The 22,453-nt window shown below is 67.0% G+C and carries 18 protein-coding genes and 1 tRNA gene; 15 read left to right on the top strand and 4 right to left on the bottom strand.

What is annotated here, in order from left to right:
* Positions 1-40 precede the first annotated feature (40 nt).
* From JN531_RS12765 to JN531_RS12810, 9 genes are all read left to right on the top strand, one after another.
* Complete coding sequence (locus JN531_RS12765; RefSeq protein WP_228349243.1) at positions 41-367, top strand: DUF1799 domain-containing protein; 327 nt, start codon at positions 41-43, stop codon at positions 365-367.
* Positions 364-7,467, top strand: coding sequence for a phage tail tape measure protein (locus JN531_RS12770; RefSeq protein ID WP_228349244.1), 7,104 nt, complete (start codon positions 364-366; stop codon positions 7,465-7,467). Before JN531_RS12765 ends, JN531_RS12770 begins: the two co-directional genes overlap by 4 nt.
* Entirely contained in the window at positions 7,464-8,933 is a 1,470-nt protein-coding gene (locus JN531_RS12775) for a hypothetical protein (RefSeq protein ID WP_228349245.1), read from the top strand. Before JN531_RS12770 ends, JN531_RS12775 begins: the two co-directional genes overlap by 4 nt.
* Positions 8,933-9,805 carry a hypothetical protein gene (locus JN531_RS12780; protein WP_228349246.1) on the top strand — a complete coding sequence of 291 codons (873 nt, stop codon included), beginning with the start codon at positions 8,933-8,935 and terminating at the stop codon, positions 9,803-9,805. The genes JN531_RS12775 and JN531_RS12780 overlap by 1 nt, the downstream gene beginning before the upstream one ends.
* Positions 9,805-11,295: a hypothetical protein gene (locus JN531_RS17355; protein WP_275591461.1), complete on the top strand. Its 1,491-nt coding sequence runs from the start codon at positions 9,805-9,807 to the stop codon at positions 11,293-11,295. The genes JN531_RS12780 and JN531_RS17355 overlap by 1 nt, the downstream gene beginning before the upstream one ends.
* 50 nt (positions 11,296-11,345) lie before the next feature.
* Positions 11,346-11,849: a DUF4376 domain-containing protein gene (locus tag JN531_RS12795; RefSeq protein WP_228349248.1), complete on the top strand. Its 504-nt coding sequence runs from the start codon at positions 11,346-11,348 to the stop codon at positions 11,847-11,849.
* A 134-nt stretch (positions 11,850-11,983) separates the two neighbouring features.
* Complete coding sequence (locus tag JN531_RS12800) at positions 11,984-12,802, top strand: DNA adenine methylase (RefSeq protein WP_228349249.1); 819 nt, start codon at positions 11,984-11,986, stop codon at positions 12,800-12,802.
* A 44-nt stretch (positions 12,803-12,846) separates the two neighbouring features.
* Complete coding sequence (locus JN531_RS12805; protein WP_228349250.1) at positions 12,847-13,392, top strand: hypothetical protein; 546 nt, start codon at positions 12,847-12,849, stop codon at positions 13,390-13,392.
* Positions 13,393-14,097: an SOS response-associated peptidase gene (locus tag JN531_RS12810; protein WP_228349251.1), complete on the top strand. Its 705-nt coding sequence runs from the start codon at positions 13,393-13,395 to the stop codon at positions 14,095-14,097.
* A gap of 139 nt (positions 14,098-14,236) precedes the next feature.
* Here the strand turns inward: JN531_RS12810 and JN531_RS12815 are convergent, their stop codons facing one another.
* The 4 genes from JN531_RS12815 to hemP are packed head-to-tail and all read right to left on the bottom strand — an operon-like array spanning position 14,237 to position 17,088.
* Positions 14,237-15,037, bottom strand: coding sequence for a heme ABC transporter ATP-binding protein (locus JN531_RS12815; RefSeq protein ID WP_228349252.1), 801 nt, complete (start codon positions 15,035-15,037; stop codon positions 14,237-14,239).
* Complete coding sequence (locus JN531_RS12820; RefSeq protein WP_228349253.1) at positions 15,034-16,056, bottom strand: FecCD family ABC transporter permease; 1,023 nt, start codon at positions 16,054-16,056, stop codon at positions 15,034-15,036. Before JN531_RS12820 ends, JN531_RS12815 begins: the two co-directional genes overlap by 4 nt.
* A 27-nt stretch (positions 16,057-16,083) precedes the next feature.
* Positions 16,084-16,887, bottom strand: coding sequence for a hypothetical protein (locus JN531_RS12825; RefSeq protein ID WP_228349254.1), 804 nt, complete (start codon positions 16,885-16,887; stop codon positions 16,084-16,086).
* Positions 16,888-16,896: 9 nt separating this feature from the next.
* Positions 16,897-17,088, bottom strand: a complete 192-nt coding sequence (gene hemP / locus JN531_RS12830) for a hemin uptake protein HemP (RefSeq protein ID WP_228349255.1) — start codon at positions 17,086-17,088, stop codon at positions 16,897-16,899.
* A gap of 116 nt (positions 17,089-17,204) precedes the next feature.
* Between hemP and JN531_RS12835 the strand changes: the two genes are divergently transcribed.
* From JN531_RS12835 to folE, 6 genes are all read left to right on the top strand, one after another.
* Positions 17,205-17,289: transfer RNA gene (locus tag JN531_RS12835), tRNA-Leu, on the top strand.
* A 107-nt stretch (positions 17,290-17,396) separates the two neighbouring features.
* A complete protein-coding gene (gene tig / locus JN531_RS12840) occupies positions 17,397-18,743 on the top strand; it encodes a trigger factor (protein ID WP_228349256.1) in 1,347 nt (448 codons plus the stop codon).
* A 54-nt stretch (positions 18,744-18,797) separates the two neighbouring features.
* The gene (gene clpP, locus JN531_RS12845) at positions 18,798-19,421 is read left to right on the top strand and encodes an ATP-dependent Clp endopeptidase proteolytic subunit ClpP (protein ID WP_228349258.1); all 624 of its coding nucleotides are present in this window, start codon (positions 18,798-18,800) and stop codon (positions 19,419-19,421) included.
* Between the two features lie 88 nt (positions 19,422-19,509).
* A complete protein-coding gene (gene clpX, locus JN531_RS12850; RefSeq protein WP_228349259.1) occupies positions 19,510-20,784 on the top strand; it encodes an ATP-dependent Clp protease ATP-binding subunit ClpX in 1,275 nt (424 codons plus the stop codon).
* Positions 20,785-20,801: 17 nt separating this feature from the next.
* Positions 20,802-21,779, top strand: coding sequence for a MerR family transcriptional regulator (locus JN531_RS12855; RefSeq protein ID WP_228349260.1), 978 nt, complete (start codon positions 20,802-20,804; stop codon positions 21,777-21,779).
* A gap of 57 nt (positions 21,780-21,836) precedes the next feature.
* A complete protein-coding gene (folE, locus tag JN531_RS12860; RefSeq protein ID WP_228349261.1) occupies positions 21,837-22,442 on the top strand; it encodes a GTP cyclohydrolase I FolE in 606 nt (201 codons plus the stop codon).
* The last annotated feature ends 11 nt before the right edge of the window (positions 22,443-22,453 follow it).

Raw genomic sequence — 22,453 nt, forward strand, 5'->3', positions numbered from 1 at the left:
GCGCGAATGGGCCGACGCCCCAGCGAGCGGACAAGAGAGTTTGCACGATGACCTGCGGGCATTCGGCATCAAGGCATCGGCCGCTGCCCGCGCGGCGGCCGAGCACCCGATGTTCGAGGTTGATTACGCCAACTGGGATGCGGTGCAGGTCTTCTGCGGCAGCTGCACGCAGTGGCGCACCGGCATGGCCGGTGCGACCGGCCTGGACTACCCCGCCGTCGAGTGCGTGATGCGCATGCACCAGGTCAGTGACACGGCAGAGACGCTGGCCCGCGTGCAGGTGATTGAAGTCGGCGTGCTCGAGGTATGGCGCAAGGCGCGCGAACGCGAACGGAACAGCAGCGGGAATCACAAGAAGACACGATGACCGGGAACCGTCAATTCAAACTGGAGCTTGTCCTCGCCGGCGATAACCGGGGTGGCGTCAACGCTATCCGCGGCACGCGCCAGGAGATGAAGCAGCTCGGCGACCAGGGCGCGGAAACGCGCGTTGCGCTCGCGAACGTTCGCGGCGGGATCGATGAGATGACGGTAGGCGCCCGGGCTCGCATCCTGGGTGTTGCGGCGGCGGTTGGCGCCGTGGGGGCCAGCACCGCCGTACTGCTGCGAACGGCAGAAGCCGCCCGGGAATTCAGGCGGGAAATTGCCGAGATCAGCACGCTGCTGTCCGACACGAGCGAGCTGGACGAGTATACCCAGCAGATCCGTGCACAGGCGCGCGAGTTCGGTATCTCGGCAACGAAGCAGGCGGACGCGCTGTACCAGATCATCAGCGCCGGGCAGGAGGGCGCCGCCGCGATCGACACGCTGGACGCCTCGAATCGGCTCGCGATCGGCGGCATAACCGACATCGAGGTCGCGGCCGACGGTCTGACCAGCGTGCTCAACGCCTACGGCGACAAGGTTGCGGGCGCGACTGATGTGTCGGACACCCTGTTCGTCGGCATGCGCACCGGCAAGACCACGATTGATGCTTTGAGCCAGAGCATCGGCAAGGTCGCACCGATCGCGGCCGGGCTGAACGTGCCGTTTACCGAATTGGTCTCTGCGGTATCGGCCATCACCACCGGAGGCGTCAAGACCACCGAGGCCGTAACGCAAGTGCGCGGCGCGCTGGTGGCGGTGCTCAAGCCCACCGCCGAGGCGCAGGATCTCGCCGGCCAGCTCGGCCTGAAATTCGACAGCCAGGCCCTGGCTGCCAAGGGGCTGGCCGGCTTTCTGCAGGATGTGCGCGACAAGACGCACGGCAACAAGGATGCGATGGCGACCCTGTTTGGCGGGGTGGAGGCCATCAATGCCGTGATGGCGCTCACCGGCAATCAGGCCAAGGCGTTCGAGCGAAACCTCGACGCAATGGCGGAGCGCAGCGGTGAAACGGGCGCCGCGTTTTCCAAGATGGCGCAGGAGGCTGAGTTCGCAGCTGATCGCATGCAGGCGGCGATTCAAGACAAGTTCCTCGACGCCGGCGACCAGGCCAATATTGCCCTGGCGCCGGCGTATCTGGCTGTAGCTGACAACATCGACCTGATCGCCGAGGCGGCAGTCAATACCGGCATTGTGTTGGCATCGGTGATGGGCGCCCGACTGACGGCCGAGATCGCCAAGACGGCCGCCGCTACCGGCCGGGTTGTGCTCGCGCGACAGCAGGAGCTGGCCGTCAACCAGGCGGCGGCCGCATCGTTTGCGCGCATGACGCAAGCGCGTGTGGTGGATCTGCAGCAAACGCTGCGGGTGGTCGCGGTGTCTCGGCAAGAGGCGCAGGGCAGTCTCGCGGTCGCAAATGCGCGTGTCGCCGAGGCTGAGGCGACCATGGCAGCGACCCGGGCGACCGGTGCTCAGGCCGCAGCAAGTGGGATGCTGGCGCGTGCCGAGCAGCAGCTCGCGGCTGCGATTGCGCAGCGCACGGCAGCCACCAATTCGCTGGCGGTACTCGGGCGCCAGCAGGCAGGGTTGCAGACGCAGCTCGCGGTCGCCACCAAGGCAACGGCGGCCGCGCAGGCGCAGGGCGCTGCGGCTGCCACTCAACTCGCCCTGGGCAGCCGCCTGGCGGCCACAGCTATGGGCGGCCTTCGGGCGGCAACTGCGCTGGTGGGCGGCCCGATCGGCGCTGCAGTGTTGGGGCTGACCGGGCTGGTGCTGTGGCTGACCCGGTCAAAGGATGCCGCCGACCGGTTCGAGCTGGACGAGGCCGTGCGGTCTATCACCGAACTGGCGGATGAGGCCGAACGCCTCAAGCGCGGTGGGCCGATCATCTCGGAACAAGATCAAGAATCGCTCAGCGCCACGCACGCGGAGATTCAGCGCATTGCCGGCGCCATGGGGCAGCTCGCCGAGCTGCGTGACGAGTACGCCCGGCAGGGTAACGGTGGCGCAGCGGCCTCGGTGCAGGGCGAGATGGATCGACTAGCCGAGCGCATTGCATTTCTGAGCGCCGAGCTGCGGCGGTACCAGGAAGCCTCTGCATCTGGCGCCGCGGCCACAGAAGCGCAGGCTGACGCGATGGGCGGGCTGAGCGATGAAGCCAAAGAGGCCGCTGAGCGTGTCGCGAAGTACCGCGAATCACTGGACGCACAGAATGCTCTGATTGCCCGCCAGCTGGAACTGATGGATGGCACGCGCGACTCCCAGGCAGCGTTGCGGATCGCAACGATGGAGGCCAACGGCGCCACCGATCAACAGATCGCGTTGAGCGAGCAGCGGCGCGCGCAGCTGGAGGCGCGCCAGCAGCAGGAAAAAGATCTCGCGGATGCGATCAAGGCGAGCGCCACAGAGCGTGAAGCTGCGCTGGCGACCTTTGAAACGCAGATTGCAGCGCTCGATCAGGCGCTAGCGGAAGGGATGGACCCGGCGGAGTACCAGGCTCGCGCCGACCAGCTTCGGGCCGTGTACTGGGATGCCATCCGAGGCGATGCGAAGGGCACCGCCGACGAAGTTTCCGAGGCGCGCAAGGAGATTGACGCCTTCCTCAATGCCGACGGATTCTCCAGCGCCGCGGCAACGATGCGCGAGGCGCTGGGTACGGTCAGCGACCCTCTGTTCGGCATGCTCGATGGCTTCGAGACGCTGACAAACGTCAGCAAGGCCAGCGGCAAGGCCATGGCCGCGGCGTACAAGGAGGCGGCGGGAGACGCCGACAAGCTGCGCGAGTTCCAGGACGACATCAACAACCGGACGATGCGCGAGAGCCTTGGGGCATACGGCCAGATGGCCGGCGCCGCCAGCGGCTTTTTTGACGAGAACTCGAAGGGCTACAGGACGCTGCAGGCGCTCAGCACGGCATTTCATGCCGCCGAGCTGGCAATGACGATTCAGACCCTGGTGCCCAAGGGGGTTGCCGCGATCCTGAACCAGGGCGGCGGTGATCCCTACAGCGCCATCCCGCGCATGGCGGCCATGGCTGCGATTGTTGGCGGCCTCGGCGTCGCCGTCAGTTTCGCCGGCGGAAGTGGCGGCGGCGGTGGCGGCGAAGCCCAGCCCACATTCAACCCGCGCGGCCGTGTCCTGGGCGACCCCGATGCCATGAGCGAAAGCATCGCCAACAGTGTGGAACTGACGGCGATCGCAACCGAGCAGCTGGTGGGCATCAACAGCGACATGCTCAAGAGCCTGCGCGGGCTGGAGTCGAGCATCGGTAATGTGGGCACGCTGATCGTGCGCAACCAGTTGGACTACGGGGTAACGCCTGGCGGCCGAAGTGATGAGTTGAACGCGATCCTCGCCAGCGGCCCGATGGGCGCGTTGGCCGTGGCGCAGCAGCGCGTGACGCAGCAGATCGACAGCCTGTTCGAAGATATCGGTCTCGATTTCATAGGCGACATTGTGGGCGGCATTGGCGACCTGTTCCTGAAAGGATTGTCCGAGCTGGGCAACGCGGTGTTCGGGGGTGAGCAGAGCATTCGCGGGCAGGGGGTGCAGATCCTCGCCGACTCGTTCGGCGACATGCTCGACAACCTGCAGGCAGGCACGTGGACCAACGTGCGCACCTCCGGCGGAGTTTTCAGCGGCAGCAGCTATGACATCAAGGAGGGCGCGCTGCCGGCCGAGATCGAGCGCCAGTTCGCGCTGGTGGTGCGGGGCATCGGCGAGGCAGTCAGCAGCACTGCAGATCTGCTGGGGGTTGCGCAGGCCGAGGTGCAGGCTGCATTCGACTCGCTGGAGATCGACCTCATTCGAATCGATTTCCAGAACAAGTCGGGCGAGGAGATCAACGAGGCGCTGTCCGAAACGTTCTCGGCCATGTTCGACGATGTGGCGCAGGCGGTTGTGCCCTACATCGAGACCTTCCAGGACATCGGCGAGGGGCTCGGCGAAACGCTGACGCGGCTGGCGACCACGGCGCAGATTGCGCGGTCGACGCTGGGTGATCTCGGCGTGGACCTCGATGCCATCCCCGACTCCCTGCGGGTGTATATCGACGGCTTCCTGCCGAATACGGGGGATGCATTGATCCCGAACGTGCGGACGCGATCGGACGGCGAGATCATGGCCGGCGTCTTCGACAGGCTCACGGACCAAGCGGGCGGGCTCAAGGCCTTCGCCAGCAACATGGGCAATCTGCTCGACACCGTGCTCACCGAGGGCGAGGCATTTGACCGGCTGGAGCGGCAGCTTGGCAGCGCACTCGAAACGGTCACCATGTCGCTGCCTGATAGCCGTGAGGGGCTGGCCGATCTGGTATCCGGCATCAACCTGTTTACCGATGCGGGGGTCGAGCAGCTGACGGTGATCAGCCAGCTGAGCGAAGGGCTGGACGATTACTACCAGACGCTTGCGCGGCGCGAGGCCGACCGCGCCGAGTTCAGCGACGACCTGCGGGACGAGATCGAGGCGTTGACGCTCACCGCCGATGAGCTGGCCGCGGTGCGGCTGGATCGCGAGCTGGAGGCGTGGCGCAGTAAGGCCGAGGATCTCGGGTTCGACGCCAACATCATCGACCCGCTGGAAGATCTGAAGCGCGCAGCCGCCGAGGCCGGCGGTGCCGTTGCCGACCTGTCGGCCGAACGCGATGCGTTCAACCTGCGCTTCAGCGATCTCAATGCCCGCCAGGGGCTGGACGGTGAGGCGCTGGATCTCTATGACTGGGAGCAGCGCCGAGCCCGCGACATTGCAGAAGCCGAGCGGCTGGAGGCCGACATCAATGCTGTGGAGGCCTGGTACTCCGAGGACCGCCTGCGCATCGTGCAGGCCGCGGCCGAAGCAGCGCTGGCGATCGAGGAAAGCCGCGCCCGGGCAACTGCGGAGATCCAGGCCGAAACCGAACGACTGCATCTGACGGGCCTTGAGGCCGAGCTGTTTGACCTGGACCAGCAGTTTGCCCGCCGCCGCGATCAGCTGGCCGACAACGCCGAGGCGCTCCTCGCATTGGATGAGCAGTATGCCGTGCGTCGGCAGCAGATCGAACAGGCCGCGGCTGACGAAACCATCGCCGCCGCCGAGGCGGCGGCGGAGGCAGAGCGCGAACTGGCGGCGGCCCGTGCCCAGGCGGTGACGGACATCCGCGCCGAGATCGCCCGGTCCGGGCTCACCGGCGTTGATGCCGAGCTGTTCGACCTGGACGCTGAATTCGCCCGGCGCCGCCAGGCCAACGCCGACAACGCCGAGGCTCTGCTGGCGCTGGATGAGCTGTACGCGATCGAGCGCAACGCGATCGTTCAGGCGGCAGCGGATGAGGCCATCGCTGCGGCAGAGGCGGCTGCCGAGGCTGAACGCGAATTGGCGACTGCGCGTGCCCAGGCGGCCGAGGACATCCGCGCCGAGATCACCCGGTCCGGTCTCACTGGCGTTAATGCCGACCTGTTCGACCTCGACGCCGAGTTCGCCCGCCGGCGGCAGGCCAACGCCGACAACGCCGAGGCGCTGCTGGCCCTGGATGAGCTGTACGCGATCGAGCGCAACGCAATCGTTCAGGCCGCCAATGCCGAGACCATCGCCGCCGCAGAAGCCGCCGCTGAAGCCGAGCGCGAGCTGGCGGAGGCTCGCGCCCAGGCGGTGACCGATATCCGCGCCGAGATCGCCCGGTCCGGTCTCACCGGCGTTGATGCCGAGCTGTTCGACCTGGACGCTGAATTCGCCCGGCGCCGCCAGGCCAACGCCGACAACGCCGAGGCGCTGCTGGCGCTGGATGAGCTGTACGCGATCGAGCGCAACGCGATCATCCAGGGCGCCAACGATGAAGCGATCGCCGCAGCCGAAGCGGCTGCCGAAGCCGAACGCGAACTGGCGGCGGCCCGCGCTCAGGCAGTCGCGGACATCCGTGCCGAGATCACCCGGTCCGGCCTTACCGGCATCGATGCCGACCTGTTCGACCTGGATGCCGAGTTCGCCCGTCGGCGGCAGGCCAACGCCGACAACGCCGAGGCGCTGCTGGCGCTGGATGAGCTGTACGCGATCGAGCGCAACGCGATCATCCAGGGCGCCAACGATGAAGCGATCGCCGCCGCCGAGGCAGCGGCGGAAGCAGAGCGCGAACTGGCGGCGGCCCGCGCTCAGGCAGTCGCGGACATCCGTGCCGAGATCACCCGGTCCGGCCTTACCGGCATCGATGCCGACCTGTTCGACCTGGATGCCGAGTTCGCCCGTCGGCGGCAGGCCAACGCCGACAACGCCGAGGCGCTGCTGGCGCTGGATGAGCTGTACGCGATCCGTCGCCAGCAAATCCTCAGCGCTGCGAACGAAAGTGCGCTTGAAGCTGAGGCGCAGCGCGTAAACGATGCGGCCGACATCCTGCGCGGGGCCTACCGCCGGCAGGCAGACGACCTGCAGGCGCTGGTCGACGAGTACGCCAACATCAGCGCCGAGCTGCAGGGATACCGCGGCACCCTGTTCTCGGGCGCAGCTGCACGGCTCACGCCCGAGCAGGCGTACGCGCAAACGGCGGCCCGCGTCGAGAGCCTGGATGCGCTGGCGTCTGTTGGCGATATCGACGCGCAGCGCCAGCTGCAGGGTGCGATCGATGCCTGGCTGGAGGCCAGCAGCGAATACAACGCCACCGGCGCAGCCTATTTCGCCGACCGCGACCGCGCCGCCGCGATACTCGACCGCGCGATCGGCGCCGCCGACATCGAGCGCGACATCGCGCAGGAGCAGCTCGATGCCATCACCGAGCAGGTTGGGGCGCTGATCGACCTGACCGAGGCTGTCGTCACGCTCGAAGACGCCATCGCCAGCTACCAGCAGATCGCCGCCGGCGGCAGCGCAGAGCCGGCAGCGTTTGCCACCACCGGCCCGGTGGTCACCGTGTCCGGGCCAGTGCCGCTGCCTGAAGCCACCTCGCCTGCCTCAGCCAGCGCCGCCGGCGCCGGCGGCGACAGCGCGGCCGTGGCCGAGCTGCGCGAGCAGAACCGGCAGCTACGCGCCATGGTTGGCCTGCTGAGCGCCGGCTTTGCCGACGTGCGCGAGCGCGGCGAAACCACCAGCAATGACGTGGCTGACATTCGCCGCCGCGTCCGCCAGATGGTGCAGGCATGATGCTGCCCGGCGCGCCGCAGTGGTTGCTGGAGATCGATGCCCTGGATGGCAGCGATGCGCCCGTGACACTGCGATTCTCGCGCGGCCTGTATCGCGCCGCCGAGATCTACATCGATCGCCTGCGAGAGCCGGTCACCTACCACGCCGGCGCCATGGGCTGCCCCGTGTGGCGCGGCGGCCAGGCCGGCTTCGGTGATGCCGTACTCACCAATATCGACGGCGGGCTCGACTGGCTGGCGGACTACGCCATCGACGGCCGCCCGCTACGCAGCCTGCGGGTGACGGCGGCTGGCGTGCAAACCGTGGCGCGCGGCACCGCACTGATGCCGCGCTGGGACGGTGACGACATCATCATCCCCGTGCGTGAGCCGCTGTTCGCGTTGAACCAGCCGCACCCGCACCAGGTGTTTGCCGGTGACAATGTGCTGCCCGCCGGCGTCGAGGGCACCGAGGCGGATCTGCAGGGCAAGCGCAAGCCGCGGTGCCGCGGCGCGGCGCGCAACGTGACTGCCGTACTGGTCAACTCTGCCATCAATGTCTGGCAGGTGCATGACCTTGAGGACGGCGCAATCACCGCAGCCCGCGTCGCCGGTGTCGCGCTCAGCGACCTGGGCGAGCAGGCCAGCCTCGCCGCCCTGCTGGCCAGCAGCCCCACCGGCAGCCAGTACACGCGGTGGCATGGCTACATGAAGCTGGGCTCGGTGCCTACGGGCGCGCTCACCGCTGACTACGACTGCACTCTTACGGCTGCCGGCGATGTGTTCGAGGAGATCGCCAACGAAGCGGGCTACGACGTGTCCGCGGCCAGCGTCACCGCGCTGAATGCCCTCGGCGATGTCGGCTGGCAGGATGCAGACAGCACGCCGAGTACCATCGACATGCTCGGCCGCATCACCGCGGCCGGCGCGTACTGGACGCTCAATAGCGATGGCGAGCTGGTCGCCGACCTGGTGGCAGCGCCGGGCGCGCCGGTGGTGACGATCCGCGAGCGGCACCGCTTCGACATCAGCCGCGAAGCGCTTTTCGCCGGCGAAAGCGGCGCCCCCGTCTGGCGCCTGGTGCTCGATGCCGACCCCGTTTCGGTGGTTCAGCGGGATCTCGCGGGCTCTGCTGACGCCGCGCTGGCCGCGCGGGTGGGCAGCGAGTACCGGTCTGCCGTGTATGAGTCGGCTGCCACACTGGCGCGGCACAAAACGGCAACCGAACTGCGGTTGGCCACTGTGCTGCGCAGCCTGGCCAGCGCCCAGGCGCGCGCCGATGCCCTGGGCCCGCTGCTGGCAGCGGGCTGCCACCGCACGACGGTGGAGGCCTGGCTCGATGACGACAGCCTGGCCGCGCTCTCAATCGGCGTCACGGTGCGTCTCATCACGCCCAAGCTGGGCTACTCGGCGGGCCGCGACATGATCGTGATCGACAGCACCGTCGACGGCGACCGCAACCGCGCAACACTGGAGCTCTGGGGCTGATGCTGCTCAACCCGCATTACAAAACGCTGTGCGCCCCCAACCTGGTGTATCGCAGCACGCTGGACGTTGCTGCGCCGGGCGACTGGGATGAAGCCGCTCCGCTGGCCAACCTTCAGGTGCCGCAGTTCTCGGTGTTTGCTCGGAGTGACGGGCTTGATGATGTGAACATCCTCGGCGTGATCGACCGCACCCGGCGAGTGGGCGCGATCGCGCTGTCGCAGCACAACATGACTACCGCTGCGCAATGGCGGGTGCGGCTCTATAGCGACGACGCGCACGCCGAAGAGGTGTACGACAGCGGTCTGATCGATGTGTGGCCAGCGATCTACTCGTCGCTGGATCTGGCCTGGACCGATCCCAACTTCTGGTCCGGCAAGATGCTCGAGGAAGACCGCGCCCTGTATCCGTCCAAGTCGGTCCATATCTGTGCTGGCGGCAACATCTTTGCCCGCAGCTTCCGCATCGATATCGTCGACGACGACAACGCCGACGGTGCAATCGATCTCGGCGGCCTGCTGCTCGCTGAGGCTTGGCAGCCCGGGTGGAACGCATCGTTCGGCGATAGCCGAGGGCTGATCGTCAACACCCGTGTGGCCCGCGCTGGCGGCGGCACCAAGTACTACGACGTGCAGCAGGCCGAGCGCGAGGTCGCATTTGACTACGCGCATCTCAGTGAATCGGAAAAGAACCGCATGAACCGGCTGCGGGTTGAGCTCGGCATTCACGGTGAGCTGCTGTACCTGCCGAACCTGCTGCCTGGTGTCACGCAGTACCTCGAGGGCTTTGTCGGCACTTTCAAACAGGTCGACGCGATCACTCACCCCTACCTCAACAACTACGCCACATCGGTGGCGATCGTGGAGAAAATCTGATGGCCGGTGTCACCTTCCCCGAAAACATTGGCGGCTCAGGCGCCACCTATACCGATGACACCGACCCCGCCACCGGGCTCGACGCCGATGGCCACCGCGTTCGCTTTGTTCCCGCGCTCGCCGAGGTCGTCGGCGTGGGCCAGTTCGTCCGCGCCAGCGGCATCACCGTAGCGGCCGACAAGGCGGAAGCCGCTGCGAGTGCCGCGGCCGCAAGCGGCAGCGCGGATGCGGCGGCGACGCACGCGGATACTGCATCCGGGCACGCCGATACCGCAGCGGCGGCTGCCAGCGCCGCCACGGGGGCAATCGCGGGTGGTGTCGCCCTCGCGGCCGACTGGGCGGCCAAGACCGACGGCGCTGTTGAAGGGGCCGACTACTCGGCAAAAGCGAACGCGGCCGGCACGACGCCTGACGGCAGCGCGAAGGATTGGGCAACCAAGACGGATGGTGCCGTTGCAGGCGGCGAACACTCGGCCAAACACTACGCAATGCAAGCCGCGGGCGTGGCCGGCCTGCCGTTGCCAGGAACCCAGCCCGGCGGATATCTCAAATCCAATGCCGCAGGCACGGCATGGGAGCTGGTGCTGGTTGGGCTCAGCATCAACGTACAAGAATTTGACGAATCGGGAACGTGGACGAAGCCGCCAGGCGCTGTGAGCGCGTATGTCGAACTATTTGGCCCCGGAGGCGGCGGGGGCTCAGGCCGGCGGGCGGCCAGCGGTAACCGTGCCGGCGGAGCGGGCGGCGGTGGTGGCGCTAAAACTGAGGGGTGGCTGCTGGCTGATGCGTTAGCCGCTACCGAGGCTGTCACTATCGCGGCGGGCGGTGATGGAGCAGCCGGAGTAACGGTTGATACCACGAACGGCACCGCAGGCAGCAGCGGCGGGACCTCGACCTTCGGCGACCATTTTTCCGCCCACGGCGGTGGTGGTGGTGGTGGCGGGGGCCTGCTCGACCCCAGCGTGTCGACCAGTGGCGGCGGTGGCGGCCAGTTGTCAGCGGGTAGCCCTGGGGGCGCGAGTAGCTCCGCCCCCGGGGGCGCGCCGAACGCCGATGGGGATGCAACGTTCGGGGGCGCCAATGGCGGCTCAGGCAGTGTGGGAGCGGGATCAATATTCGGTGGTGCGGCCGGAGGCGGAGGCACGGTCGGCGGGGTCCGCGCGGGCGGCGTGTCGGTGCACGGCGGGCACGGCGGCGGGGCAGGCGGCGCAATTACCAGCGGCGGCGCTGCCTTAAACGGGGGTGACGGCGGCGGCGGGCCGGAGGGCGGCACGTCTGGCGACCCCAATGGCGCTGCAGGGGCGGATCGGCAGGGCGGCGGCGGAGGGTACGGCGCTGGCGCGGCCGGCGGGGCCGGCGGGCCAAAGGGCGGCGGCGGCGGTGGCGGCGGAGCATCAACCAATGGCGTCACCTCTGGCCCCGGCGGCCCTGGTGGCGATGGCTACTGTCGTGTGACGACGTACTGCGATCTGGCATCCATCGAGGAGTAACCCATGCGATACGCAATCATCGACAACGGCCGAGTGGCCAACATCATCAAATGCAGCCCCGAGCGGGCCGCGCCATCGGCGCTGTTGACGCCACCGGAGCGCGCATCGGCGATACGTATGCCGACGGGCAATTCGCGCCCGTGCTGCTGCCCCTGGCAGAGCAGCAGGACGCGCTGCGCGCCGCCAACAGCACCCGCCATACCGCAGCCGAGGCCGCCGGCGTGCCCTACGCCTTCCCGGACGGCGCCGGCACGGCACAAACACGCGATACCCGTGACTTGCTCAACATCAACGGCATCGCATCAATGGCCGCAGCGCTGATCGCCGCCGGCGAGACCGGGGCCGTAATGCCGTTCCGTGACGCCGAGGATGTCACGCACATGCTGACGCCCCAGCAGGCGTACGACTTTAGCCAGGCCGTCGGCGTGCGCATCACTGCGTTGTATCAGATCAAGTGGCAGATCCGGCAGCAGATCGACGCGCTGCCGGATGCCGAGACAGCCGCGGCATTCGACCTCGACGCCACCTGGGGCGCGGCACTGCAGCAGCTATAAACGAGGGCGACCCCCGACGGTGCAGCAACACCGTCGAGGGTCGCCACCCACCGAACGTGCCGGTGAGCAGCCAAGGCCCCCGCGCCTGTACAGGCGGGCTGAGGCTACCAGAATGATCACTGAGGGCTCACGTCATGGCTCAGCCTGTTAACCCCGTCATCCCCTGGATTGGGGGCAAGCGCCGCCTCGTCGGCGAGTTGTTGCCACTATTTCCGCCACACACCTGCTACGTTGAACTCTTTGCGGGCGGCGCAGCGGTATTTTTCGCGAAGCAGCCTTCTACCTCTGAGGTGCTGAACGACGTCAATGCCGAGCTCGCCAATCTCTACAGGGTGCTCCGGCATCACCTTGAGGAGTTCTGCAGACAGTTCAAGTTCGCGATCACCAGCCGTCAAACCTACCTCTGGGAGCAGATGAAGGTGCCGGAGGCCTTGACCGACGTGCAGCGCGCAGCGCGCTTTTACTACCTGCAGCGGCTCAGTTTTGGCGGTCGTGTTGATGGTCAAACCTACGGCACATCGACGACAGGAGGGCCGCGGCTGAACGTGCTGAGGATGGAGGCGGACCTTACTGAGGCATGGTCCAGATTGGCGGATGCCAATGTCGAATCGCTCGACTGGCAAGAATGCCTGGCACGGTATGACCGGGAGCACACCCTGTTCTATGCGGACCCGCCCTACTGGGAAACTGAGGGCTACGGTGTCGACTTCCCAATGAGCCAGTACGAGGCGCTTGCAAGTCGGGCGGCCAGCATGAAGGGCACAATTATCATCAGCGTGAACGACCACCCGGAAATGCGCAGGGTCTTTGGCGCGTTTCCCATGAAGACGGTTGGGATCAACTACACGGTTGGCGGTGGTGCAGGCGTGGAGCGCACGGAGCTGATCATAGGCAATTGGCGTGGGGGGTGGCCCCGGCCCGTAGCGCAGCAGACAGCGATCGACTGGGGGTAGCGCTGCCGCACTCATGGTTCAGCGTGATGCTGTACTCTTATACAGTGAATCACGATCCACGCCGCCTGCTGCTGAAAGACGCTGCTCTGCTGATCCGGCAATACCGTGCCCGCAATCAGCCAGGCTCCATGCTGGACGCGCAGCAGCGCAAGCGGTGGGCGGCAGAGGCGGCGGATGTGATGGCCCGGCTCGGCCGCGAGCTGCACCATGTGCTCGGCGATGACCGGCATCCGACGGAAACCCTGTCGGCGTGGAACAGTCAGATCTCCGCAGGGCTGCGCCTGGCAACGTTCAAGCGGCAGGTCCAGCGAGATTCCATCCATGGCAGTGCCTACCCAACGTCCTGGCCGGCGGACGTCCGGGCCAGATGGGAGAGACTTTCGGAGCGGGCAGGGCAGGTCATGGGGTACACCCAGGGTGCGAGATGGGCGCACGACCGTCAGGCGGCTCTCGATTGGCAGTCCCCCGGCGACATCGCCCGAGCATCTGATGCGGGCCTGCAGCGGATGCTGGCGGAGCTCGAGCGCCTTGCCCCGACAGTCGTCCCAGGGGCAATGGCGCCACCGCGGCGCCCCGGCAAGCGCGGGTAGTTGGCGGATTCCAGTGCCGGCGATACCCTCGACACAATGTGTGCGAACTACGAAGCGGCGGCAGCCGAGATCCTGCGCAAACGTGGCTATGCGGTGCATGTTCTTCCGGCCTCGGAGCCGCGCGAGGTCTACCCCGGCCAGATCGCGCCCGTGATCACCAGCCAAGATCCACGTGCGGTCCAGTACGGATGCTTCGGCCTGATGCCGCACTGGGCCAAGCCCAATCTGTTCCGGTCCACCTACAACGCCCGGAGCGAAACCGTCAGCGCCAAGCCGTCATTTCGCGCGGCCTGGCGTGCAGGGAACCTTGCTGTCATCCCTGTGGCGGCGATCTACGAGCCCTGCTACGAGAGCGGGCGGGCCGTGCGCTGGCGGATCGGCAGGGCGGACCACCGGCCGTTCGGCCTCGCCGGCATTTGGGATCGGCGCTTGGACGACCCGGGGGATGCAGCCTGGTCGTTCTCCCTATTGACGATCGATGCAACCGGCCACTCGCTGATGTCCCGCTTCCACGGGCCGGAGGATGAAAAGCGGTCCATTGTCGTATTGGATGACGACGATTGGGACACCTGGCTCATGGCCAAATCAGATTCTGATCGGCGAGCGCTGCTGAGACCCATGGACCCTGAAGTGATGACGGCGACCCCGAGCCCGCGGCCGCCAAGGGCCGCTGATCGTTCCCGGAAAACCGACCTAACTATCTGAAACTATTCAACACTAAATAGATCGTTGCGCGTTCTCAAATATGACGCAACGCATTGTTATTAAAAGAAAAGGCTATGCCCGCGCATCCTTTTTGGGAGCAGAGGGTCGGGGGTTCGAATCCCTCCGCCCCGACCATTTCTCACACCGGTGAACGTCGCCCGATCAACAGCCGGGTGCTGCCGTCCGCCGCCGACACCGGCGTGGCGTCGACACCGAAGACCTTGCGCAGACACCCGGGTGTCAGCACCGCCGCCGGTGTCCCCTGGTCCATCACCTCGCCACAGCACAGCACCGTCACCTCATCGGCATAGGCCAAGGCCAGGTTGGGGTCGTGCAACACCGCCATCACGCCATAGCCCGCGCGCGCCTGCCCCTGCAGCAGCGCCAGGCAGTCATGTTGATGGGCGAGATCGAGCGCACTGGTCGGCTCGTCCAGCAACAGATAGCGCGGGGCGTCCGCGGCTGGCTGTGACGGCGGCCACACCTGTGCCAACACCCGCGCCAACTGCACCCGCTGGCGCTCGCCGCCGCTGAGGGTGGTGTAGCGACGTCCCGCCAGATGACCGGCGCCGGTGGCCGTCAGGGCATCGGCGATCAGTGCGGCGGTCTGTCCCACCGGCAACGGCGGGCAGGGCAGTCGGCCCAGGCCGACCACCTCTTCAACCCGGAAGCCGAAGCGCAGTTGTTCCCCCTGCATCAACACCGCCCGACGTCGCGCCAGTGCGGTGCGGTCCCACAGCGGCAGCGGCCGACCGTCGAGACAGGCATTGCCGCGGTCCGGGGGCTGGTCGCCCGCCAGCACGCTCAGCAGGCTCGACTTGCCGGCGCCGTTGGGCCCCAGCACCACATGCAGGACGCCGGGGCGTATCGTCAGGCTGACGTTCTGGAGCCGCGGGGTGGCGCCCCGGCGCCAGCTCACCTGTTCGGCGCGCAGGCTCATGCCAGTGCCGCGCGGTCACGGCCGCGCGCCAGCAACAGCAGGAAGAAGGGGCCGCCCACCAGCGCCGTCAGCACCCCGATGGGCAGCTCGGCCGGCGCCATCAGCGTGCGTGCCAGCAGGTCGCCAGCGGTCAGCAGTGCGGCGCCCAGCAGCGCGCTGCCCGGCAATAGCAGACGGTGGTCCGGGCCCAGGACCAGACGCAACAGATGCGGCACGATCAGACCCACGAAGCCGATGATGCCGGTCACCGCCACACTGGCGGCGACCCCCAGCACCACCCACAGCGTGACCCGTCGCTTCAGCCGTTCCACATTCACGCCAAGGTGGCCCGCTTCCGACTCGCCCAACAGCAGCGCGTTGAGCGCGCCGGCCTGCGACGGCAGCATCACCAGCGACAGCAGCAGTAGCGGGGCGACCCACAGCAGCTCGGTCCAGCCGCTGCGACCCAGCGATCCGAACAGCCAAAAGGTGAGGGTACGCAGGGCGGTGTCATCTGCGGTGTGGGCGAGAAAGCCGATGCCGGCACTGGCGATGGCGTTGATGGCGAGCCCGGCCAGCAGCAGGGTGGCCATGCGCAGGGCGCCGTCGACGCGCGCCAGTCGCATCACCAGCAGGGTCGCCAGCCAGCCGCCGGCGAAGCTGGCCAGCGGTAGTACCAGCATCGGCGGCAGCGCCTGCGGCAGACCGACGACGATGACCGCCACGGCGGCCAGTGCAGCGCCGCTGGAGACGCCGACAACCCCGGGGTCCGCCAGCGGATTGCGGAACAGCCCCTGCATGGCGGCACCCGCCTGGGCCAGCACCGCGCCCACCAGCAGGCCGAGCACCACCCGCGGCGCGCGGATCTGCGTCAGCAAGCTCCATTCATAGGGCTGCAGTGGCGGGTGTGCGGACAGGCCGAGGCTGCCGGCCAGCGCACGCCAGGACAGCGACACCGGGCCGGTCGCCAGAGCGGCCAGCGCGATGATGACAACGAGGCTCGCCAGTACGGCGAGCCCGAGCGGGCGGCGCGGGAACATGCCGCAAGCTTACCGCGAGGATCGCCCTCAGCTGCGGCCGGGTGCGGCCAGCAGCATCGCCGCACAGTGGTGCCGCCAGCGGCGACTGGCCGCCGGTGCGGTTCGCGGATCGTCTTCGAGTTGCAGCGCCACGGCGCCCAACGGGTCGCGCCATTGCAGCGCCTGGCGCAGGCCGACATCGGTGGCCCGCCGCACCAGCATGGCATCAGGCCAGCGGTCCGCCTGCCAGTACAGCGCTGATGCCAGCCTCGCCCCGTTGTCGCTCAGCTGGCCGACATGGCGGAGCTGGCAGCCCGGACCGCGGGCGGTGAGCCGCAGTGGAATGGCCTCGGCCACTGCCGTCTGCACCAGTCGGGCGGCGGTCGGGCCTGGCAGGGGGCGGGTCGCGCCGAGGGGGTCCAGCGGTTCTGCCGGGTCGGCTGTGATCGTCGCGGCGCGAGGGCGGCTGGGGGGCCCGGGTTCGAGCTGGGCCAGGGCCTGCAACAGGGCCTCCGGTGGCCCCAACGGGTTCAGTTCCAGCGCCACCGTGCCGGCCGGGCCGCAGAGCAGAATGCCGGGAGTCGCCGCCTCGGGTGCCAGCACCACGGCATCGGGACAGTGCCGCAGACAAATGCGAATCACCAGGTCGTTGCCCCGCAGCAGCGCGATGTCGTCCTGCTGCTCGTATCGCAGTTGCGGCACTGTACGGCTCAGCGTCATGCCCGCCACGGTCGTTCTCACCCGCAGGGCACCCAGTTCTGGCAGCCGGGCCAGCAGCGCGCTGCCGGTGTGCACGGCGCTGTCCTGCAGGGCCGGCCAGGCGCTGAGGGCGGCAGAGGGATCGGCGGGCATCGGCGAGCCCTACTTGTTGAGAATCAGCTTGTCGTTGCGGGTCAGGCGCAGGCGGTATTCCTCGCCCTGATGCTCGATGATCAACTCATGAGTGTTGCGGAACAGGTCCTCGCTGCGCAGCCGCGGCGCCGGTGCGCGGCTGGGGCGGCGAGGGCGGCTGTCGAGGCTGAGGGGGCGGGGCGGGGTGTAGGGCTCGTGCATGGCAGGTTCCTCATAGGGAAAACAAATGATAACGATTCGCATTACATATGCAAACCCCGGTGCCCGCCCGTCTTGCGGCCAAGCCGCATGCACGCTGATATACTGTTGCGCCCGATGCGAGAGTGGCGGAATTGGTAGACGCACTGGATTTAGGTTCCAGCGCCGCAAGGCGTGCGAGTTCGAGTCTCGCCTCCCGCACCACTGAACACCGCATTGGGTCCGAAGACATCGCCGCAGCCGGTCGTGCTGACCGCTTGTCGATGGCCTCGTCTCCGTATTCCGAATATCGTCTCTAGAGAATTTCACCCATGGAAGTACAACTGGAAGCCCCGGGCGGTCTGCGCCGGGAACTGCGCGTTCGTGTTCCTGCCGAGCAGGTCAGCAAGGCGGTTGATGAGCGGCTGAAGCGCATGGCATCCCGCGCCAAGGTGCCGGGGTTCCGCCCCGGCAAGGCGCCGATGAAGGTCATCCAGCAGCAATATGGTGATTCCGCGCGTCTTGATGCCGTGTCCGACCTGGTGAACCAGACCTATCCCGAGGCGCTCAGCCAGGCCGGCGTGGCGCCGGCCGGCCAGCCGCGCATCGACATCACCGCCGAGACCGCCGGTGAAGCGCTCGAATACGTGGCCCATTTCGAGGTGTATCCCGAGATCACCCTGCAGGGGCTCGATGCGATGAAGATCGAGAAGCCCGAGGTGGAGGTGACCGAGGCGGATGTTGATCGCCTGGTCGACAACCTGCGCAAGGCACGCCGCGGCTTCGAGGTGGTTGAGCGCGCCGCTGCCGATGGCGACACCGTCACGGTCGACTTCGTCGGCAAGATCGATGGCGAGGCCTTCGGTGGCAGTGAAGGCAAGGATGTGCGCCTGGAAATCGGCCAGGGGCAGTTCCTGCCCGATCTTGAGGCCGGCATGGTCGGCAAGTCCGCCCCGGCGGACTTCGTGGTCGACGTGACCTTCCCCGGTGACTACCGCCGTGAAGACCTGCAGGGCAAGACCGCGCAGTTCGAGGTGAGCCTGAAGAAGGTCGAGGCCGCCACCCTGCCGGAGATTGATGCCGAGTTCCTCAAGGGTCACAACGTCGACCCCGATGCCGGCGTTGATGGCCTGCGCAGCAAGTGCCGGCAGGCGCTGGAAAAGGAACGCGACAAGGCGGTGCGCAACCGTCTCAAGCAGCAGGTGATGGACCAGTTGCTGGCGGCCAACCCGATCGAGGTGCCCACCGCGCTGGTCGAGCAGGAAACCCCGCGCCTGCAACAGGAAGCCGCCTCACGCATGGGCCTGCAGAACCAGAAGGGTTTCAAGCCGGAGCAGCTCGACCAGATGCTGCCGGCGCAGATTTTCACGCCGCAGGCACAGCGTCGGGTGGCGTTGGGGCTGCTGGTGGGCGAAGTGATGAAGAGCGAGAAGATCGAACTCGACAGCAGCCGGGTCGATACCGAGATCGCCAACATCGCCGCTGACTACGAGCACCCCGAGCAGGTGCGCCAGTATTACCAGTCGCGTCCCGACCTGTTGCAGGGACTGCGCGCCATGGTGCTGGAAGAACAGGTGGTCGACACCCTGCTGGACAAGGTGACGCCGGCGGCGGTGACGATGACACTGGATGCCCTGTTGCAGCCGCCGCAGCCGCCGGCGCAGGCTTCAGCGGAATAACGCGGAGTCCGGTATACGTGTCGAACTCCCTGACCCATTGCTTTTGAGGTGACGATGAACAACCTGACCCCCCCGCAGTCCATGCTGGTGCCGATGGTGGTCGAGCAGACGGCGCGTGGCGAGCGGGCGTTCGACATCTTTTCGCGGCTGCTGAAAGAGAGGGTGATCTTTCTGGTCGGTCCGATCGACGACGGGGTCGCCAACCTGGTGGTGGCGCAGATGCTGTTCCTGGAATCGGAAAATCCGGACAAGGACATCCATCTCTACATCAATTCACCAGGCGGCGTCATCACCTCGGGCATGGCGATCTACGACACCATGCAGTTCATCAAGCCGGATGTGGCCACCATGTGCCTCGGTCAGGCCTGCAGCATGGGCTCGTTCCTGCTGGCCGCCGGCGCGGCGGGCAAGCGCTACTGCCTGCCGAACTCGCGGGTGATGATTCACCAGCCCTCCGGCGGTGCCCAGGGGCAGGCCACCGACATCGAAATCCAGGCGCGCGAGATCCTCTACCTGCGCGAACGCCTCAACGCGCTGTTGGCCCAGCACACCGGCCAGCCGCTGGAGCGGATCGAACGCGATGTCGAGCGCGATTTCTTCATGAATGCCGAGGCGTCGAAGGACTACGGCCTGGTCGACAGCATCGTCGAGCGGCGCCCGGTCACCCCCGCAGCCTGAGACGCCGGTCGGGGCGCGGTTTGCCACGGCACGGCCCTGTGCTATACACCTGACACCGGGTTGTCATTCCGGTGCAACGAGAGAGCCAATGAGTCACGAAGCACGCAGCGGATCGGGTGGACGCGTCCTGTACTGCTCGTTCTGCGGAAAAAGCGAGCATGAGGTGCGCAAGCTGATCGCGGGCCCGTCGGTGTACATCTGCGACGAGTGCGTTGACCTGTGCAACGACATCATCCGCGAGGAAGTTCAGAGCAAGCCGCAGGCCAAGGGTCTGCCGAAGCCGCATGAGATTCGCGCGGTGCTCGACGAGTACGTCATCGGCCAGGACCAGGCCAAGAAGATCCTCGCCGTTGCCGTTTACAACCACTTCAAGCGGTTGTCGACGCGTGGTGCCGCCGATGGCGTTGAAATCGCCAAGTCCAACATCCTGTTGATCGGGCCGACCGGCTCCGGCAAGACCCTGTTGGCCGAAACCCTGGCGCGGCTGCTGGATGTGCCGTTCGCGATCGCCGATGCCACGACGCTCACCGAAGCCGGCTATGTCGGCGAAGATGTCGAGAACATCATTGCGCGGCTGTTGCAGAAGTGTGATTACGATGTCGACAAGGCCCAGCGCGGTATCGTCTACATCGACGAGATCGACAAGATCGCCCGCAAGTCGGAGAACCCCTCCATCACCCGTGACGTCTCCGGTGAGGGCGTGCAGCAGGCCCTGCTCAAGCTGATCGAGGGCACCATCGCCAGCGTGCCGCCGCAGGGTGGCCGCAAGCATCCACAGCAGGAGTTCCTGCAGGTCAACACCGCCGGCATCCTGTTCATCTGTGGTGGCGCCTTCCCTGGCCTCGACCGGGTCATCCAGCAGCGCACCGAGAAGACCGGTATCGGCTTCAATGCCGACGTCAAATCGCGTGGCGACAGCCGCGAAGTCAACGCGCTGATGCGCCAGCTGGAGCCGGATGACCTGGTGCGCTTCGGGCTCATCCCCGAGTTCGTCGGCCGTCTGCCGGTGGCCGCGGTGCTGGAAGAACTGGACGAAGCCGCCCTGATTTCGATTCTGCGCGAGCCCAAGAACGCTCTGGTGAAGCAGTACGCCAAGCTGTTCCAGATGGAAGGCGCGCAGCTGGAGATTCGCGACGACGCCCTCAACGCCATTGCCTCCAAGGCCCGCGAGCGCAAGACCGGCGCCCGTGGGCTGCGCACCATCATGGAAAACATCCTGATGGACGTCATGTACGACCTGCCGTCGATGGAAAACGTCGCCAAGGTGGTGATCGACGACGCCGTGGTGCGTGGCGAGGTGAAGCCCTTCATCGTCTACGAAAGTCCCGATGCCAAACGCGAGGCCAAGCCCTCGGCGGCCTGACGGCCGACGGGATCACGATGACCGCCGCGGCTGATTCCGGGCGCTACCGGATCGGCGCGGTGGCCCGCATGACCGGGATCGCACTGCCGACCCTGCGCATGTGGGAACGTCGCTATTCCGTGGTGGTCCCGGCGCGCACCGATAGTGGTGGCCGACTGTACTCCCGTGCTGATGTCGCTCGCCTGGCCTTGCTGCAGGCGGCGGTGCAGGCCGGGCATGCCATCGGTACCGTGGCGCCGCTGGCCGATGCCGAGATTCGTGCGCGCCTCCAGGATCGTCCGCAGGCCCTGGCCGAAGGGCGGCAGGTCGTGCGGCTGGCCGTGGTCGGACCCAGCCTGCCATTGTTGATGCACGGGCCGGAGGCGGCAGATGCTGCGCTGTCGCTGGTCTACAGCGGCGCCTCGCTGGATGACGAACCGGCCCTCACCCAGGCTGCGCCGGATGTCCTGGTGATCGACCTGCCGACCCTGCATGCCGATGCCGTGGAGCCGCTGTGTCGGCGCATCGAGCGCATCGGCGCTGCGCTCACCGTGGTGGTGTACGGATTCACCGGCCGCCGCATTCTGCGCCAGCTCGATCTGCTCAATGTGCTGTGCATCCGCGCCCCGGCCGACATTACCCAGCTGTTGCGGATCTGCCGGCTGGCCGGACCCCGCACAGCGGGATCGGCGGCGGCACGCGACGTGCCGGAGGCGCCACCCGAGCGGCGCTTCAGCAATCTTCAGTTGTTACGTCTGGCCAGCATTGACAGTGCCATCGGCTGCGAATGCCCGCAGCACCTCGCCAGCCTCATCAGCAGCCTGTCGGCGTTCGAGCGCTACAGCGAGGAATGTGCCTCAGCGAACGCCGAGGATGCGGTGTTGCACCGCGATCTGCATCTGGCCACCGCTGACGCGCGGCATCGCATGGAGCGGGCACTGGAACGCCTGCTGCAGGCCGAGGGGACGACATTACCGGCCGATGGCGATGCCGCTGTATCAGTATTGTCGAGATAAAAAGCTGAACAACTGAAACGCCGTAGCATTCGGATTCCCCCCTGTCGGAGCACCCGAATGGACGATCTGCGCGACCCCCTGCACCCCATGGCCTCCGGCGTCGACGCCCAGCATGTGATGGCGCAGCACTACCACGACATCCTGGTCCAGTTGGGGGAGCAGCCTGAACGCGAGGGTCTGTTGCGAACCCCGCAGCGTGCCGCCAAGGCCATGGTCGAGCTGACGCGCGGCTACCGCGATGACGTCGCCACCTTGGTCAACGGGGCCATCTTCGCCTCCGACAACCGCGAGATGGTGGTGGTGCGCGACATCGAGTTCTACTCGTTGTGCGAACACCATCTGCTGCCGTTTTTCGGGCGTGCGCATGTCGCTTATCTGCCCGCCGGCCAGGTCATCGGTCTGTCGAAGATTCCCCGCATCGTCGACATGTTCGCGCGCCGACTGCAGATCCAGGAGAACATGACGCGACAGATCGCCGAATGTGTTCAGCAGGTCACCGGTGCCGATGGTGTGGCGGTGGTGATCGAAGGGCAGCATATGTGCATGATGATGCGCGGGGTCGGCAAGCAGGCCGCCTCCATGAGCAGTTCGGCAATGTTCGGCCGGTTTCTCGAGGACCCGCGCACCCGCAGCGAGTTTCTCGGCCTGATCCGGCCGCGCTGAGCGGGCGCTTT

Origin of the sequence: Flagellatimonas centrodinii (genome assembly GCF_016918765.2) — a bacterium.
Classification (GTDB): domain Bacteria; phylum Pseudomonadota; class Gammaproteobacteria; order Nevskiales; family Nevskiaceae; genus Polycyclovorans; species Polycyclovorans centrodinii.

Coding starts and splice junctions, on each gene's coding strand:
- JN531_RS12770 (WP_228349244.1), top strand. CDS start 364: ATGACCGGGAACCGTCAATTCAAACTGGAGCTTGTCCTCGCCGGCGAT.
- JN531_RS12775 (WP_228349245.1), top strand. CDS start 7,464: ATGATGCTGCCCGGCGCGCCGCAGTGGTTGCTGGAGATCGATGCCCTG.
- JN531_RS12780 (WP_228349246.1), top strand. CDS start 8,933: ATGCTGCTCAACCCGCATTACAAAACGCTGTGCGCCCCCAACCTGGTG.
- JN531_RS17355 (WP_275591461.1), top strand. CDS start 9,805: ATGGCCGGTGTCACCTTCCCCGAAAACATTGGCGGCTCAGGCGCCACC.
- JN531_RS12795 (WP_228349248.1), top strand. CDS start 11,346: ATGCAGCCCCGAGCGGGCCGCGCCATCGGCGCTGTTGACGCCACCGGA.
- JN531_RS12800 (WP_228349249.1), top strand. CDS start 11,984: ATGGCTCAGCCTGTTAACCCCGTCATCCCCTGGATTGGGGGCAAGCGC.
- JN531_RS12815 (WP_228349252.1), bottom strand. CDS start 15,037: ATGAGCCTGCGCGCCGAACAGGTGAGCTGGCGCCGGGGCGCCACCCCG.
- JN531_RS12820 (WP_228349253.1), bottom strand. CDS start 16,056: ATGTTCCCGCGCCGCCCGCTCGGGCTCGCCGTACTGGCGAGCCTCGTT.
- JN531_RS12825 (WP_228349254.1), bottom strand. CDS start 16,887: ATGCCCGCCGATCCCTCTGCCGCCCTCAGCGCCTGGCCGGCCCTGCAG.
- hemP (WP_228349255.1), bottom strand. CDS start 17,088: ATGCACGAGCCCTACACCCCGCCCCGCCCCCTCAGCCTCGACAGCCGC.
- tig (WP_228349256.1), top strand. CDS start 17,397: ATGGAAGTACAACTGGAAGCCCCGGGCGGTCTGCGCCGGGAACTGCGC.
- clpP (WP_228349258.1), top strand. CDS start 18,798: ATGAACAACCTGACCCCCCCGCAGTCCATGCTGGTGCCGATGGTGGTC.
- clpX (WP_228349259.1), top strand. CDS start 19,510: ATGAGTCACGAAGCACGCAGCGGATCGGGTGGACGCGTCCTGTACTGC.
- JN531_RS12855 (WP_228349260.1), top strand. CDS start 20,802: ATGACCGCCGCGGCTGATTCCGGGCGCTACCGGATCGGCGCGGTGGCC.
- folE (WP_228349261.1), top strand. CDS start 21,837: ATGGACGATCTGCGCGACCCCCTGCACCCCATGGCCTCCGGCGTCGAC.